Origin of the sequence: Thiofaba sp. EF100 (assembly GCF_039822285.1) — a bacterium.
Classification (GTDB): domain Bacteria; phylum Pseudomonadota; class Gammaproteobacteria; order Halothiobacillales; family Halothiobacillaceae; genus Thiofaba.
In genome coordinates, this window is the sequence record NZ_JBAJEY010000001.1 from 746,831 (window position 1) to 762,652 (window position 15,822).

Sequence of the window (15,822 nt, forward strand, 5' to 3'; positions counted from 1 at the left end):
CTAAGGTTTATGGATATTTTGACCGAGGGGCTCGTCTGGCTTGGGGCCCACCCGCGGATCGTCATCGGCCTGAGCGTGTTCAGCGTGTTGATGTTCATCGGCACGCTCATCGCCCTGCCCTGGTTGATCACGCGCATCCCGCCCGACTACTTCGCCCCACCGCACCGCAAGCGCTCGCGCTTTGCCCATACGCACCCCGTGCTGCGCTGGGACCTCTTGATCCTGCGCAACCTGGTCGGGCTGCTGCTCCTGCTCGCCGGCATGCTGATGCTGTTCATGCCCGGCCAGGGGCTTTTGACCCTCCTGGCCGGTCTGATCCTGATGAACTACCCGGGCAAATACCGGCTGGAGCGCTGGCTCATCCAGAGGCCGGCGCTGCTTCGGGCCGTCAATGCCCTGCGCGTCCGACGCGGGGCTGAGCCGCTGGAGTTCTGAGCGAGCGCTCAGCCGCCGGAAATCAAGGGCATGCGCGCCGAGAGCGGCCGTGCCTCGCCGTAGAGGCGCCACTCGAACACGGTGGCATAGTGCAGCACGGCGCGGCAGTACTCGCGGGTCTCGGTGAAGGGGACGGTGTCGACCCAGATGTCCGCCGGCAGGGTCTCGGCCTTCGGCAGCCACTGTTTCACCCGCCCGGGACCTGCGTTGTAGGCGGCGGTGGCGAGGACCTGGTTGTCGTCGAACTTGTCCAGCACGTAGCGCAGGTAGGCGCTGCCAAGGCGCATGTTGGCGGTGGGGTCGTGCAGATCGCCGCTTCCTGGAGCCGGCAGGTCGAACTTCTTCGCCACGTACTTGGCCGTCTCAGGCATGAGCTGCATCAACCCCTGGGCCCCGGCACTGGAGCCGATGTCCGGCATGAAGGCGCTCTCGCGGCGCATGACACCGAACATCCAGCCACTGTCGATCGCAGTCTCGCGGGCGAAACGCTCGACGTCGTCCCGCCACGGCAGGGGGAAACGGACCTCGAGGTCCTCAAGGCCGGCATGGCGCGCCTTGCCCATGGTGATGGCAGCGCGATCCATCCAGCCCCAGCGGGCGGCCAGGTGCGCGGCTGCGCGCAGGCTCGACGGGTCCAGGTCACGCAGGGCCACCTGCCATTCCTTACGCGCCTCGCTCGCCAGGCCCATGACATGGAACTCGCGCGCACGGCGGACGGCCGGGCGGGCGGCCACCTGCTGGACCAGCTCGTCAGGGGGTAGGTCGACGTAGGCCAGCTCGTAACGGATACCGGCACGGTCCGCCGCCAACAGGCCGTAGTAGCTGACGCCCCGGGCGACGTCCCGCCAGATCTGCCGCGCGGCATCATCCTGCCCCAGCGTCTCCATCGCCCGGGCGCGCCAGTAGCGCCACTCCTCCTCGGCCTGCTCCTCCGCCGGCATGGCCTCGATGGCGGCGAGCACCCGCTCCCAGCGCTGGGTGCGAAGGGCCGCGCGCACCTTCCAGGCACGCCCCTCCTTGTCGAGGGCACGGGAGGGCACGCCCTCGAACCAGTCGGAGGCCTCGGGCCGGTGCTGGCGGGCCGCCGCCATGGCGATCCCCCCTTCCGCCTCGTGGCGGGCCGCGGCCGACATGGCCCCGCGCGCCGCCAGGCCAAGCCAGAGCGCGCGCGCCTCGCCTGCATCCTTGCGCGCGACGCGCTTGATGGCATCGACCAGCATGAGGTGCAGCACCGCATCACCCCGTGCGCCCTTCTGCCGCTCGAGGAAGCGCTCGGGCGACTTGCGCGCCTCCACCCACACGGGGATGCGCCCCTCAGCCCCAACCCGCGCGGCCAGGCGGCGCGCCTCGCTGGTCCGGCCATCCTCCATGGCCTGCTCGATGCGCTTCCACAGTCGCTCGGAGGTCAACAACCCTGCTTCTGCCAGCCAGTCCTCGATCCGCTGGCAGGACTCCGGGAGCGGCTTGCCCTCCTCCCACAGCGCGAGCACCTCACCCGGCTGGGGGCGCCCACCCTGCACCACAGCGCGGGCCACCATGCGCTGGCAGCGGAATTCAAAGCCTTCCAGCGCGGCATCATCGAAGGCGAGATAGGACGCCCAATCGCCCGTATCGGCGAACAGGCGCAACATGCGCTTGCGCAGGTCCTCGGCCATGAAGCTGTCCGGCACGTCACGCAGGAAGGCGGCGACCTCCTGGGACGGGGCGGACTCCAGCCGGGCGCGCAGATCGAGGTAGCGCAGGTAGTCCTTCAGCGGGTAGTCCCGCAGTGCGTCCAGCCGGGCCCATGCCGTGTCACGCTGGCCTGCCTGGAGGGCCGCGAGCGCCTCGCGGAAGACAAGGCGATCATCCTCCACCCCCGCCCATGCGGGGGAGGGTATGGCACCGCCGAGAAGCAGGGCAACAACCAGTGGGCCGGCAGACAAACGCATAAGGCATCCGCGCCCGAGGGCGCTCCTGTGGAGGGATGGGGTTCGGTCGGCATCGCGTTGCCATCCGTCCGGATGGACTTTCGCGCCGATTGCATCACAATTTTAGCCCATGTACACCGGCCGATTCGCCCCGACCCCGAGCGGTCCGCTCCATTTCGGTTCCCTGATTGCCGCCCTGGCAAGCTGGCTCGATGCCCGCGCCCACGGGGGGCGCTGGCTAGTCCGCATCGAGGACCTGGACCCGCCGCGCTGCATGCCCGGCGCGGCGGATACCATCCTGCGCCAGCTTGAGGCCCACGGGCTCACGTGGGATGGGGAGGTGGTGTTCCAGTGCACCCGCACCGAGGCCTACCGGGAGGCGCTGGAGGTCCTGCGCCGGCTCGGCCTGGCCTATCCCTGCAGTTGCTCGCGCACCGACATCCGTGCCCAGGCCACGCGCATGGGGTGCGAAGGGCCGATCTATCCCGGCACCTGCCGCATGCACCCTCCCCTGGCCGGCCGCCCACATGCCGTGCGGCTCGACACCCGTGGCGCGGTGATCGACTTCACCGACCGCCTGTTCGGGACGATCCAGCAGGACATCGGCAACGCCCTGGGGGATTTCGTCATCTGGCGGGTGGAGGACATCGCCAGCTACCACCTCGCGGTGGTGGTAGACGATGCCTGGCAGGGGGTGACCGATGTGGTTCGCGGCGCCGACCTGCTCGAATCGACCCCGCGCCAGATCTGGCTCCAGCGCCTGCTTGGTCTGCCCACCCCGCGCTACCTGCACCTGCCGCTCGCGCTGGCGCCGAATGGTCAGAAGCTGTCCAAGCAGAACCTCGCCCCGGCGCTTGCGCTGGAGACGGCCGCAGCGCAGCTTACTCGCGCCCTCGCCTTCCTCGGCCAGGCCCCCGAGCCGGGGCTGGCAGAGGCTCGGCCAGAGGAGATCGTGGCCTGGGCCATCCCCCGCTGGCGTCCCGAAGCCATCCCCACCGCGCACCAGACCATCAGTTGACGGGCTTGCTCCTGGGCAGCACCAACACCGGGCTACCCTCCCCCTCCTGCACGATCACCCAGGCCTTGCCGTCGTGGCTGTAACTCAACCCCTCGTACTGCCTGGCCCCGGGCAGATCGTAAACCTTCGGCGTGCCGCGCAGGGCCTCGAGCCAGGACTGCCCGGCCTGCCGGGGGAAGACGTACAGGTGGGCATAGGTCAGCACAGCCACCTCGCCCCCATCCGGGGCAAAGGCCATGTCGGTGGGCTGGTGGGTGAAGGGCAGCACCTTCAGCTCGCTCGGCATGCCCGTGGTCAGTGGGGCGTCGAACGCGGTGATCTCGCCCAGATACTCGAGCGTGCGCGTTCCACCCTTGCCCGCGAGCAGCGGGGCACGGTAGAGGCGCGCGGGGAGGTCGCGCTTGCTGAGGATGTAGACGGCCCCCTCGGTGCCATCGACGGCCATGGCCTCGGCATCGCGCGGGCCGTCGGGATAGGTCAGGCGCAGGGTCCAGGCCGGCTTGAGCTGCCACCGCCCCTCGATCCGCCCAGGCTCCTCGATGGCATCCAGGCGGATGCCGCGAGTGCGCCGTGCCCGGTTGTCGCCCAGATCGCCAATCAAAAGATAGGCCCTGCCCTTCCAGCGGAAGGCGCTGATCGCCTCCCAATCGTAGGGTTTGAGCCCCTCCACCCACAGCTCGCCGCGCACGCGGCCCGCGATGTCGATGGCGTACAGCAGCGGCTCGGTGGGCTGGCTGTCGAAGAAGGCGCGGCTGTCATTGTGGATCCAATAGATCCCGGCGTGATGGGGGGAGGCTATCAGCCCGCTCGCCTCGTCAACGCGCGGATCAAGCCGGGTCTCGGCTCCGCCGAACTGGCTTGAGGCCACGCTCTGGCAGGCCGTCAGGACGGTGAGCAGCAGGCCGGCAAGGCCCAGGAGGCTCGGATGGGCGAGGGGCTGGGAACGGGCGAAGGCTGGCATGCGGACAGTCGTTCGGGAAGGAAAAACGGGCTCATGGTATGCCAGACGTGGCCTGGCTTCATGACCCGCCAGCGACGCACGAAACAAAAAAGCGCGGACCCGCCGCGCTTCTTCAGTGGCCCTATCCGGGCTGGAATCAGAGCTTGCTGGCCTCACTGGCCAGGTATTCGGCCACGCCCTGCGGATTGGCCTTCATGCCCTTGTCGCCCTCCTTCCAGCCCGCCGGGCAGACCTCGCCGTGCTGCTCGGTGAACTGCAGCGCATCGACCATGCGCAGGGTTTCATCGATGTTGCGCCCCAGCGGCAGGTCGTTGACCACCTGGTGGCGCACGATGCCGCTCTTGTCGATCAGGAAGGTGCCGCGGAAGGCCACGTTGCCGTCCGGGGTTTCCACGTCGTAGGCCTTGCAGATGGCGTGGTTCATGTCGGCCACCAGGGTGTAACGGACCGGACCGATGCCGCCCTTCTCGACCGGGGTGTTGCGCCAGGCGTTGTGGGTGAAGTGGGAGTCGATGGAGATCCCGATCACCTCGACGTTGCGCTTCTTGAACTCCTCGATGCGGTGATCGAAGGCGATCAGCTCGGAGGGGCAGACGAAGGTGAAGTCGAGCGGATAGAAGAAGATGACCGCATATTTGCCGCGGATGGCGGAATCGAGACGGAAATCCTCGACGATCTGGCCATTGCCGAGTACGGCGGCGGCGGTGAAGTTGGGGGCCTGACGGCCGACGAGTACGCCCATGGAGGTTCTCCTTGTTGCCTTGGTGGGTCAGAAGCCCGATGAGTCTAGTCGGATTTGGACGACATGCTCAACCATTGATCCGATGGTATTTGGCCTCCAGCTCCTCGCGCGTCTCTTTGTGCTCCGGGTCCGGGATGATGCAGTCCACCGGGCAGACCTCGACGCATTGGGCCGTGTCGTAGTGGCCCACGCACTCGGTGCACAGATCCGGGTTGATGACGTAGATCTCATCCCCCTGGGAGATGGCGCCGTTCGGGCACTCCGGCTCGCATACGTCGCAGTTGATGCATTCGTCGGTAATCAGCAGGGCCATGATGCCTCCCGGTTGGAATCAGAAAATTCGGGGCCGAAATATTAGCCAAACTTGATCTTCAACGCAGCCTGCACGTTCGGCGGCACAAAGGGTGTGACATCGCCGCCGAGCCTCGCGATCTCGCGCACCAGGGTGGAGGCGAGGAAGCTGTAGCTCTCCGCTGGGGTGAGGAAGACCGTCTCCAGCGCGGGGTCAAGGCGGCGGTTGATCGCCGCGAGCTGCATCTCGTACTCGAAGTCCGACACTGCGCGCAGGCCGCGGATCACCGCCCGCGCCCCCATCGCGCGGGCGAAATCGACCAACAGGCCGTGGAACGGCTCCACCCTCACCCCGGGGATGCCCGCCAGGGCCTCGCGCGCCATGGCCGTGCGCTCCTCAAGATCGAACACCGGGGTCTTGGTGCTGTGCGCCGCGACCCCCACCACCACCTCGCCGAACAGCGAGGCGGCGCGCCGGATCACGTCGATGTGGCCGAGGGTGATCGGGTCGAAGGTACCGGGATAGATGGCAGCGGTCATGGCTGTTTTCAAGGATGGAAACCGAAGAGATAGTACCCCACCTCGCCGGCCTCACCCTGACGCAGCCGCTCCCACCCTCCCGGCACATCCGGAGGACCGAGGCGCGCGGGGCGCTCGACGTAGATGCGCGCGTCCGGCGCGAGCCAGCCCGCCCCGTCGATGGCGGCCAGCGCCTTCTCCAGCAGGTCGCTGGCGTAGGGCGGGTCGAGGAAGACCACGTCGTAGGGCTGGGAGGGGGGCTGGCGCAGGAAGGCCTGCGCATCCTGATGATGCACCCGCGCCCGGTCAAGCAGGCGCAGCACGTCGAGGTTGGACTCGAGCAGGCGCGCCGCCCCGCCGTCCTTTTCGACCAGGTCGCACCAGGCCGCCCCGCGCGAGAGCGCCTCGAGGCCGAGCACCCCGCTGCCGGCGAACAGGTCGAGCACCCGCGCGCCCGGCAGGAAGGGGGCGAGCCAGTTGAACAGGGTCTCGCGCACCCGATCGGGGGTCGGACGCAGGCCGGGCCGGTCGAGCACCTTGAGCTGGCGACGCTTGTGCTCGCCGCCGATGATGCGCACCACGTTACTGCTGCGGGCCACCCACGATCACCATGATGAGCCGGTCGGGATGGATGCGGCGCTGCCAGGCGGTACGGATGTCGTCCACGCGCACGGCCTCGACCCGTTTCGGGTACTGGTCGAGGAAGTCGAGCGGCAGGCGGTAGAGGCCGATGATCGACAGCCAGTCAGCGATCTCGCGGTTGCTGTCGAGCCGCAGCGGGAAGCCCCCGACGATGTTCCTCTTGGCATGATCGAGCTCCGCCGCGGTCGGTCCCTCCTTGACGAAGCGGGCCAGATTCTCGCGCAGCAGGGCCTCCGCCTGCCCCGCCTGGTCAAGCCGGGTCTGGAGCCCCATCTGGAACGGGCCCGGAACGGCCATCGGCAAAAGATAGCTGTACACGCTGTAGGCCAGACCACGCTTCTCGCGAATCTCCTCCATCAGGCGGGAGGAGAAACCGCTGCCACCGAGCACGTGGTTGCCGACATAGAGCGGGAAGTAGTCCGCATCACTGCGCGCCATGCCCACCTGCCCCGCCAGGATGGTCACCTGGGTGGAAGGGAAGGGGATACGCACGGTCTTGCCTTCGACCGGCTCCTCGGGGTTGGGCAGCGGCGGGAGGGGCTCGCCCTGGGGGACAGCGGCGGCCAGGCGTTCGGCCAGTTGCTCTGCCTGTGCGCGGCTCAAATCGCCCACCAGGGCGATCACCATGCCGGCGGCGACGTAGTGGCGGCGGTGGAAGTCGCGCACGTCCTCGACCTTGAGCGCCTGCAGGCTGCCCGCCTCGCCCTCCGGCTGGAAGGCATACGGATGGTCACCGTAGAGGGCCTTGTAGAAGGCGCGGCGCGCCACCTCCCCCGGCTGCTGCTCGCCGGCCTTCAGGCCCAGCAGGGCGCGCTCGCGCTCGCGACGGAAGTCCTCCTCGGCAAAGCGCGGCCGCCCCATGACGGCGACGAAGGTCTCCAGGGCCGGATCAAGCCGGGCGGGCTCACTCAGACTGCGCAGACTCAAGGTGGCGGCGTCCTGACTGGCCGAGGCACCAAAGCGCGCGCCGACGTTCTCGAAGGCCTCAGCCACGGCCTGCGCATCCCTCTCGCCCGCCCCTTGGTCCAGCAGCGCAGCGGTCAGACTAGCCAGGCCATGCGCCGCGCCATCACGCGCGCTTCCGGCATCGAAACTGACGCGGATGTCGACCATCGGCAGGGCGTGGGTCTCGACGAACAGCACCCGGGCCCCGCCAGACGTCTCCCAGTGCTGGATGGGCAGGCCGGCCCACGCGGGGACGGCCAGGAGCAAAAGCAGCAGACCGCGCAACACATCAGCGTACATGCCGGATACCTCCCATCGTTTCCGCAGGCTTCGACTTCACCCCGGGTTCGAGCGGCAGGGGGTCGAGCACGCCGACCGTCAGCCGGTCGTCGATCAGGTACTTGCGCGCCACGGCCTGCACCTGTTCGGCCGTCACCGCCTCGATGCCGGGCACGAGCTCGTTCAGGCGCCGGTACCCCAGACCGACCGTCTCATAGGCCCCAAGGCGCATGGCCTGGTAGAACACCGAATCGCGCCCGTAGACCTCGGCGGCGATGACCTGCGCCTTGACCCGCGCCAACTCCTCGGCGCTGACCGGCTCCTCACGCAGGCGGGCGACCTCCTGGCGCAGGGCCTGCTCGAGCTGGCCCACCGATACCCCTTCGGAGGGCACCGCAGAGATCTGGAAGAGGTCGTGCAGCCGGCTGTCGGCGTCATACCCCGCACTCACCTCGCCGGCCAGGCGCGACTCGCGCACCAGCCTCTGCTGCAGGCGCGCGCTCTGGCCGCCGTCCAGCACCCCGGCCAGGACCTCCAGCGCGTAGGCCTCCCAGGCGGGCACGTCGTCCAGGAGCACCGGCACCCGGTACCCCATGAGCAGAGCCGGCAACCTGGCCGGGGCGCGCAGCACCATGCGCCGCTCCCCCGCCTGCTCCAAGGCCTGGCTGCGCTCGCGTGGGGCAAGACTGGAAGGTTTGAGCGGCCCGAAATGCTTGAGCGCCAGCCGCTTGACCTCCCCAGGCGTCACATCACCCACCACCACGAGGGTGGCGTTGTTCGGAGCATAGTGGGCGCGATACCAGCGGCGCAGATCCTCGACCCGGAGCCGCTCGAGATCATCCATCCAGCCGATGATCGGGTGATGGTAACCACCGTTGGGCCAGGCGATGGCCTGGAACTGCTCGTACAGGCGCGCGTTGGGGTCATCCTCCGTGCGCATGCGGCGCTCCTCCTTGACCACCTCGACCTCCTTGCGGAAGTCCTCCTCACGCAGGAGCAGGTTGCGCATGCGGTCGGCCTCAAGCTTGAGGGCGACATCGAGGCTCTCCTTCGCCAGGGTCTGGAAGTAGGCGGTGTAGTCGCGGCTGGTGAAGGCATTCTCCTGCCCGCCGTGTGCGGCGATGATCTCGGAGAACTTGCCGGCGGGCACTTTGGCCGTGCCCTTGAACATCATGTGCTCGAGCACGTGCGAGATGCCCGTCAGCCCGCCGGGTTCGTCGCTTGAGCCGACCTTGTACCAGACCTGCGAGGTCACCACCGGAGCGCGATGATCCGGCTGGACGAGGATGCGCAGACCATTGGGCAGGTGATCCTCGAAGACTTTGGGAGCGGCCTGCGCGAGGCTTGCGCACCACAAGCCGACGCACAACAAGATCCATCGCGGCATGACAGGTCTCCGTGAAAGTTCGGGCCAAAAAGTTCGTGGATGATACGATACAGGGATATCCCTAGCGTGCGACAAGAGCATTCCATGTTTGGTTTCCTGCGCCGTTTCCGGCGGGACGACAAGGCCATCGAAGCGTCCCAGGCCGAACCGATCGCCCCCGAGCCCCTCACCGAACCCCAAGCCGAGCCTGTCGAGCCCCCTGCCCTCGCGCAGGAGTCCCCCCAGCCCAGCATCGAGCCGGTGCCGCCCTCACCGCCCCAGGGGGGGGAGCCTACCGAGCCGCCGGCCGGCGGGCTGTGGTCCAGCCTGCGCAGCAAGCTCGCCCGCACCCGCGCCGGCCTGACCGAGGGGCTCGCGAGCCTCGTGCTGGGCAAGAAGCAGATCGACGATGAGCTACTGGAGGACATCGAGACCCGCCTGCTGCTTGCCGATGTCGGCATGGAGACCACACAGGAGATCATCGCCGACCTCACCCGGCGCGTGTCGCGCAAGGAACTCAAGGACCCCGAGGCCCTGCTCGAGGCCCTGTACGAGCACATGGTCCGCCTGCTGGAACCGGTGGCCCAGCCCCTGGTCATCGACCCGGGCAGGAAACCGCATGTGATCCTGGTGGTCGGGATCAACGGCGCGGGCAAGACCACCACCATCGGCAAGCTCGGCCAGCGTTACGCGCAGGCCGGGCACAAGGTGATGCTGGCGGCAGGGGACACCTTCCGCGCCGCCGCCGTCGAGCAACTGCAGGCCTGGGGGGCGCGTACCGGCGTACAGGTCATCGCCCAGGGCCAGGGCGCAGATTCCGCCGGGGTGGTGTTCGATGCCCTGCAGGCGGCCAGAGCGCGCGGCGCGGACGTGCTGATCGCGGATACGGCCGGCCGCCTGCATACCCAGGGCGGCTTGATGGAGGAGGTCAAGAAGGTCAAGCGCGTGCTCGCCAAGCTTGACCCGAGCGCCCCGCACGAGGTGCTTTTGGTGCTGGATGCGAGCATCGGCCAGAACGCGCTGAACCAGGCCGTACAATTCAACGAGGCCTTGGGCGTGACCGGACTCGTCATCACCAAGCTCGACGGCACGGCCAAGGGCGGCATCGTGTTCGCCATCACCCGCAGACTCGGCCTGCCGATCCGCTTCATCGGCGTGGGGGAGAAGGCCGAGGACCTGCGCCCCTTCGCCGCGCGTGAATTCGTCGACGCCCTGCTCGACCACGAGTCGTAAGGCCCGGAGGGCGGCCATGATCGAGTTTTCCCGGGTCAGCAAGACCTATCCGAACGGCCAGGCGGCACTGCAGGAAGTCAGCTTCCGCCTGCCGGCCGGCCGCATGGCCTTCCTCACCGGCCCCTCCGGCGCCGGGAAAAGCACCCTGCTCAAGCTGATCCCGCAGATCGAGCGCCCAAGCTCAGGCAAGGTGCTGATCCATGGCACCGATATCGGCCGGCTGGCAGGCTGGCGCATCCCGCACCTGCGCCGCCGCATCGGCCTGATCTTCCAGGATCCACACCTGCTGGCCGAATTGAGCGTCTTCGACAACATCGCCCTGCCCCTGCGCGTGCAACACTACCCGCGCGAGGAGACCGCCCGCCGGGTGCGCGCTGCGCTGGACAAGGTCGGCCTGCTGGACCGCGAGAGGGCTCGCCCGCAGGAGCTCTCCGGCGGCGAGCAGCAGCGCGTCAACATCGCCCGCGCCCTGGTCGCGAAGCCCTCGATCATCCTGGCGGATGAGCCGACCGGCAACCTCGACCCCGAGCTCGCGTTCGAGATCATGCGCCTGTTCACCCAGTTCAATGCCGCTGGCGTGACCATGCTGATCGCCACCCATGCCTTGGGGCTGATCAATCAGTTCGATGCCCCGCGCCTGATGCTGCGCGAGGGACGCCTGCGCATGGAGGAGGCATGAGCCGCCACCACGCCCAGCGCGGTCACACCGCGCAAGCCCGCCTCCATGCCTGGTTGGCCCATCACGGTGAAAGCCTGCGCGACGCCCTCCGCCGCCTCAAACGCCGCCCCTTCGGCCACCTGCTCAGCATGCTGGTCATCGCCGTCAGCCTGACCATTCCGATCACCCTCCTTGCCACCCTGCACGGCGCCCGCACCGGCCTCGCGGGCTGGTCGAGCGAGGCCGCCCAGCTGCAACTGTTCCTCAAGCCGGCGGCGAACGGCCGCGAGGCCGAAGCCTTGCTGCGCTCGCTCCGCCAGGATCCGGCGATCGCGGAGGCACGCCTGATCACCCCGGAGGAAGGGCTGGCCATGCTCGCCCGCGCCCACGCGCTCGACGGGCTGCTGGGTGAACTGAAGGACAACCCCCTGCCGGCCGTGATCGAACTCCGGCCCCACTCGGCCACGGACCTGGAGGGCCTGCGCACGCGCCTGGCCGGCCGACCCGAGGTCGACACGGTGCGGATGGATTCGGAGGCGGTCCAGCGCCTGCGTGGACTGATCGATGCCGGTGAGCAACTGACCCTGATCTTCCTCCTCATCCTCGCCCCCGCACTGGCGATCACCGTCGGCAACACCATCCGCCTGGAACTCGAACGGCGCACCGAGGAAGTGCGCCTGCTGCAGCTGATTGGCGCCACCCATGCCTTCATCCGTCGCCCGCTACTCTACGCCGGGGCCATCCTCGGCCTTGGCGGGACGCTGCTTGGCCTGCTGTTCGCGGGCCTGGCCATGCGCCTGCTGCTCAGTGCTGCGGCTCACAGTGGCTGGCAGATCGCCCTCCCGACCGTGCCGCCCTACCTTCTGCTGATCCTCATCCCCGTCGGCATGGCGCTCGGGATAGTGGCCGCCTGGCTGGCCAGCGCGCTGCAGATCCGTCGCATCCGTCCGGCCTGAACCGCGCCTGAGCCTTGGGAACCTTTTTGCGGATTAGCACTCGAACCAAACGAGTGCTAAATTCATCCGGGTAATCCCCAGGGGTTCGACCAATGCAAGAACTTGCCCACCTTTCCGCCCTGCCAGCCCAGCGTGAGGCCTTCGCCGCCTATCTGGCCGAGGTTCGCCAGATCCCGCTGCTCGCTGCCGAGGACGAATACCGTTTGGCGGTTCGCCTGCGCGACGACAAAGATCTGGATGCCGCGCGGCAGCTGGTGATGGGACACCTGCGTTTCGTGGTGCACATCGCGCGCAGCTACACGGGCTACGGCCTGCCGCTGAGTGAACTGGTGCAGGAAGGCAACATCGGCCTGATGAAGGCGGTACGCCGCTACGAGCCGGACCGCAAGGTGCGCCTGATCACCTTCGCCGTGCATTGGATCCGGGCGGAGATCCACGAGTTCATCCTGCGCAACTGGCGCATGGTGCGGGTGGCCACCACCAAGGCCCAGCGCAAGCTGTTCTTCCGTCTGCGCGGCATGCGCGACGGCGAGCGCTGGCTGAGCCAAGACGAGGCCCAAGCCATTGCCGGGGAGCTGAACGTCCCGGTCAAAGAGGTGTTCGAGATGGAGTCCCGCCTGCTGGGGCGCGACGTCGCCATCGAGCCGGAGCAGGACGAGGAGGCGCACCTGGCCCCGCTTGCCTGGCTCGAGGCCCCGGACAGCGATCCGGCCGAGGCGCTGGAGCAGATGGACAGCCAGGGCTTCCGCCTGGAACAGCTCGAATCCGCCCTCGAAGCGCTCGATGCCCGCAGCCGCGACATCGTCCGCCGCCGCTGGCTGGTCGAGGGCGAGAAGGCAACGTTGCACGAGCTGGCCGCCGAGTACCAGGTCTCTGCCGAGCGCATCCGCCAGATCGAACAGGCCGCCATGCGCAAGATGCGCCAGGCCATCAGCGTGGAATAAGCCGGGACGGAAGGCTCGTTTTCCGCCCCCTGCATAGCCAAAGGCCCGCACATGTGCGGGCCTTTCCGTTTTCTGCCGGCGGGGAGCTTTCCCTGCCGACCGGCAAGACGATCAGCTGAAGATCACGCTCAGGAAGCTCAGCCAGGAGAAGATGATCAGGCCGATGACGAAGGTAAAAGCGGCGTTCTGGAAGCTGAACATATTGGCCATGGAATGTGCTCCTGTCGTTAGTGTTTTGGTTGTGTGTCTGCCGGTGGCGTTTGCCGCGGCTCCGCGGAAGGCTCCTGCGGCCTGGGAATACGCGGGTCGTCGTCATCCATAAGGATGCGATGCGCCGGCCCCTCGAGGTCGTCGTACTGGCCGCTGCGCACGGTCCACACCACGGCCCAGATCATGACCCCCATCACCACGATGCTGAGAGGGATCAGGAAATAGAGAATGTCCACAGACCTACCCGGTTTATTGGCGCAAGCTACCCGTTCCCTTTCAACGGCGCAAGCGCAAGGCATTCAATACCACGATAATCGAACTTAATGACATGCCGATCGCCGCGAGCCAGGGCGGGACGAAGCCGGCGGCGGCCGCGGGCACGGCAATCAGGTTGTAACCCAGCGCCCAGGCGAGGTTCTGGCGGATGATGGCCATGGTCCGGCGCGCGACGCGTACCCCGGCCGGGATGTGGCTCAGGTTTTCGGACAGCAGGATCATATCCGCCGAGGCCTGAGCCAGTTGGGTACCTCCTCCCATGGCCAGCGAAGCCTGGGCCCCGGCGAGGACCGGCGCATCGTTCACGCCATCTCCCACCATCACCACCACCTCGCCCTGCTCCTGGAGCCGGCGCAAGTGGTTCAGCTTGTCCTGGGGCAGCAGGCCGCCATGGGCATGGGGAATGCCGAGCTCGCGCGCCACCCGTTCGGCTTCCTGCGGGCGGTCCCCGCTCAGCAGGCTGACCGCAAGCCCCAGTTCGCGTAACTCACGGATTGCGCCGACGGCCTCCTCGCGCGGCGCATCGCGCAGCACGAACCAGGCCAGCGCTCCGCCTGTGTCGGCCAGCAGGACCACCGTCCCAGCCGATTCCGGGATCATCGGCACGGACTGACCGGACAGGGCCATGGCGAAGTCCGCCACACCGATGCGCAAGCGGCGGCCGCCGACACACCCCTCCATGCCCTGTCCCGGTACGGCGCGCACCTCCTCCGCGGCCACCCCATGCCCCGCTTTGCTGACGATGGCGCGCGCCACGGGGTGTTCGGAGGCCCGCTCAAGTGCCGCCGCCCAGAGGAGCGCCTCGGCTTCGCTCGTCGCCCCCAAGGGGATCACGCGCTCGAGCGAGAGGCGGCCATCGGTCAGGGTGCCGGTCTTGTCGAACACCACATGCGTGGCACGGGCCAGGGTCTCGAGGGCGTGGCCGCGGGTCACCAGCAGGCCGAGGCGGGTCAGCCTGCCGGTGGCCGCGGTCAGGGCGGCGGGGGTGGCGAGGCCGAGGGCACAGGGGCAGGTGACCGCAAGCAGGGACACGGTGATCCAGAACGCCCGGGAGGGCTCGTGCAGCCACCACCAGAGCGCCACCAGCACGCTGACCACGAGCAGGCCGAGGATGAACCACTGCGCCGCACGGTCGGCCAGCTGGCCGATGCGCGGCTTCTCGGCCTGGGCGCGGTCCAGCAGGCGCAGGATGGAGGAGAGCACCGTCTCCTCGCCCACCTTGTCCACCCGCACCAGCAGGGGGCTTTCGACGTTCACCGCCCCGCCGATCACCGCATCCCCGGGGCCCCGCCCGCGCGGCACGCTCTCCCCGGTCAGGAGCGACTCGTCCACGCTGCTGTGCCCCTCCAGCACCACGCCGTCGGCCGGGATGCTCTCGCCGGGGCGCACCCGCACCCGGTCCCCCGGGCGCAGCTCGGCCACGGCCACCATCTGCTCGACTCCGTCCTCATCGATCCGGGCCGCGATGTTCGGCAACAGCTTCACCAGGGCCTCGGCCGCCTCGCCGGCCTTGTGCCGGGCGAGCATCTCCAGGTAACGCCCGGCCAGCAGCAGGAAGGCGAACATGGTGACAGTGTCGAAGTACACCTCGCCGCTGTTGGTCACCGTGGCCCAGGCGCTGGCGAGGAAGGTCAGGGCGAGGGTGAGGCTCACCGGCAGGTCCATGCCCAGCCGCTTCTGTTTGAGGTCGCGCCAGGCCGAGGTGAAGAAGCCGAGCGAGCTGTAGAAGATCACCGGCAGGGTGATGACGAGGCTTGCCCAGCGCAGGAATTGCCGCAGCCCCTCCTCCATGCCATGGAAGTCGCCCGAATACAGGGCAATGGCGATCATCATCGCCTGCATCATGCCCAGGCCCGCCACCCCCACGCGACGCAGGGCCTGGGCGCGCTCGCGCTTGAAGGCGGCCTCCTGACGTCCGGCATCGAAGGGATGAGCCTGGTAGCCGATCGAGGTGATCGCCCGCAGGATCTCGCTCAACTGGATCTGGCGCGCATCCCACTGCACCCGGGCCCGCTTGGTGGCGTAATTGATGTTGAAGGCGAGCACCCCAGGCAGGGCGCGCACATGCTTCTCGTTCAGCCAGACGCAGGCGGCGCAGGTGATGCCTTCGAGGATCAAGGCCGCCTCGCGGATGTCCCCCTCACCGCTGACGAAGCTGCGCTGCAGGGCCTCGCTGTCATACAACCGCAAGCCCTCGAGCTCCTGCGGCACCAGCTCATGCCCACGATCGGCCGGCTGGGTGCGGTAGCTGTAGTAATCCTCCATGCCGCCATCGACGATCGCCTGGGCCACGGCCTGGCAACCCGGACAGCACATGCAACGTTCCTCCCCCTGGATGCGCACGGCGTAGTGCGCCCCGGGCGGGATCGGCAGGCCGCAATGGAAGCACTCGCCCTCCCCGGGCAGAGGACGCAGATCAGACATGGCTCAAGAGACG

Annotated in this window: 16 protein-coding genes; 6 read left to right on the top strand and 10 right to left on the bottom strand. The window is 68.3% G+C overall.

Features of this window, described 5'->3' with window-relative positions; translation table 11 throughout:
* Positions 1–9 precede the first annotated feature (9 nt).
* Positions 10–435 (top strand): PGPGW domain-containing protein, encoded by a 426-nt coding sequence (locus tag V6D91_RS03765; protein ID WP_347317866.1) that lies wholly within the window; start codon positions 10–12, stop codon positions 433–435.
* Positions 436–443: 8 nt separating this feature from the next.
* On the opposite strand, the gene V6D91_RS03770 is transcribed toward V6D91_RS03765, so the two are convergent.
* The gene (locus tag V6D91_RS03770) at positions 444–2,366 is read right to left on the bottom strand and encodes a transglycosylase SLT domain-containing protein (protein ID WP_347317868.1); all 1,923 of its coding nucleotides are present in this window, start codon (positions 2,364–2,366) and stop codon (positions 444–446) included.
* Between the two features lie 109 nt (positions 2,367–2,475).
* Between V6D91_RS03770 and gluQRS the strand changes: the two genes are divergently transcribed.
* Positions 2,476–3,363: a tRNA glutamyl-Q(34) synthetase GluQRS gene (gene gluQRS, locus V6D91_RS03775; protein WP_347317870.1), complete on the top strand. Its 888-nt coding sequence runs from the start codon at positions 2,476–2,478 to the stop codon at positions 3,361–3,363.
* Here the strand turns inward: gluQRS and V6D91_RS03780 are convergent.
* The 7 genes from V6D91_RS03780 to V6D91_RS03810 form a co-directional block, all read right to left on the bottom strand.
* Positions 3,356–4,324 (bottom strand): hypothetical protein, encoded by a 969-nt coding sequence (locus V6D91_RS03780; RefSeq protein ID WP_347317872.1) that lies wholly within the window; start codon positions 4,322–4,324, stop codon positions 3,356–3,358. The genes gluQRS and V6D91_RS03780 overlap by 8 nt on opposite strands.
* Before the next feature lie 136 nt (positions 4,325–4,460).
* Positions 4,461–5,066: a peroxiredoxin gene (locus V6D91_RS03785; RefSeq protein WP_347317874.1), complete on the bottom strand. Its 606-nt coding sequence runs from the start codon at positions 5,064–5,066 to the stop codon at positions 4,461–4,463.
* A 67-nt stretch (positions 5,067–5,133) separates the two neighbouring features.
* Positions 5,134–5,379 (bottom strand): YfhL family 4Fe-4S dicluster ferredoxin, encoded by a 246-nt coding sequence (locus V6D91_RS03790; protein WP_347317876.1) that lies wholly within the window; start codon positions 5,377–5,379, stop codon positions 5,134–5,136.
* Positions 5,380–5,420: 41 nt separating this feature from the next.
* A complete protein-coding gene (coaD, locus tag V6D91_RS03795) occupies positions 5,421–5,897 on the bottom strand; it encodes a pantetheine-phosphate adenylyltransferase (protein ID WP_347317878.1) in 477 nt (158 codons plus the stop codon).
* 8 nt (positions 5,898–5,905) lie between these two features.
* A complete protein-coding gene (rsmD, locus tag V6D91_RS03800; RefSeq protein ID WP_347317880.1) occupies positions 5,906–6,475 on the bottom strand; it encodes a 16S rRNA (guanine(966)-N(2))-methyltransferase RsmD in 570 nt (189 codons plus the stop codon).
* Positions 6,459–7,763 carry a pitrilysin family protein gene (locus V6D91_RS03805; protein ID WP_347317881.1) on the bottom strand — a complete coding sequence of 435 codons (1,305 nt, stop codon included), beginning with the start codon at positions 7,761–7,763 and terminating at the stop codon, positions 6,459–6,461. Before V6D91_RS03805 ends, rsmD begins: the two co-directional genes overlap by 17 nt.
* Positions 7,753–9,129, bottom strand: a complete 1,377-nt coding sequence (locus tag V6D91_RS03810; RefSeq protein WP_347317883.1) for a pitrilysin family protein — start codon at positions 9,127–9,129, stop codon at positions 7,753–7,755. The genes V6D91_RS03805 and V6D91_RS03810 overlap by 11 nt, the downstream gene beginning before the upstream one ends.
* Positions 9,130–9,213: 84 nt before the next feature.
* Between V6D91_RS03810 and ftsY the strand changes: the two genes are divergently transcribed.
* From ftsY to rpoH, 4 genes are all read left to right on the top strand, one after another.
* Positions 9,214–10,341, top strand: coding sequence for a signal recognition particle-docking protein FtsY (gene ftsY / locus V6D91_RS03815; protein ID WP_347317885.1), 1,128 nt, complete (start codon positions 9,214–9,216; stop codon positions 10,339–10,341).
* A 16-nt stretch (positions 10,342–10,357) separates the two neighbouring features.
* Positions 10,358–11,020, top strand: a complete 663-nt coding sequence (gene ftsE / locus V6D91_RS03820) for a cell division ATP-binding protein FtsE (RefSeq protein ID WP_347317887.1) — start codon at positions 10,358–10,360, stop codon at positions 11,018–11,020.
* Positions 11,017–11,955 carry an ABC transporter permease gene (locus V6D91_RS03825; RefSeq protein WP_347317888.1) on the top strand — a complete coding sequence of 313 codons (939 nt, stop codon included), beginning with the start codon at positions 11,017–11,019 and terminating at the stop codon, positions 11,953–11,955. Before ftsE ends, V6D91_RS03825 begins: the two co-directional genes overlap by 4 nt.
* A 92-nt stretch (positions 11,956–12,047) precedes the next feature.
* Positions 12,048–12,899, top strand: coding sequence for an RNA polymerase sigma factor RpoH (gene rpoH, locus V6D91_RS03830; RefSeq protein WP_347317890.1), 852 nt, complete (start codon positions 12,048–12,050; stop codon positions 12,897–12,899).
* A 227-nt stretch (positions 12,900–13,126) separates the two neighbouring features.
* Here rpoH and ccoS read toward each other — a convergent pair whose 3' ends face one another.
* Both ccoS and V6D91_RS03840 read right to left on the bottom strand, forming a co-directional pair.
* Entirely contained in the window at positions 13,127–13,345 is a 219-nt protein-coding gene (gene ccoS / locus V6D91_RS03835) for a cbb3-type cytochrome oxidase assembly protein CcoS (RefSeq protein WP_347317892.1), read from the bottom strand.
* Between the two features lie 40 nt (positions 13,346–13,385).
* Positions 13,386–15,809: a heavy metal translocating P-type ATPase gene (locus V6D91_RS03840; RefSeq protein WP_347317894.1), complete on the bottom strand. Its 2,424-nt coding sequence runs from the start codon at positions 15,807–15,809 to the stop codon at positions 13,386–13,388.
* Between the last annotated feature and the right edge of the window lie 13 nt (positions 15,810–15,822).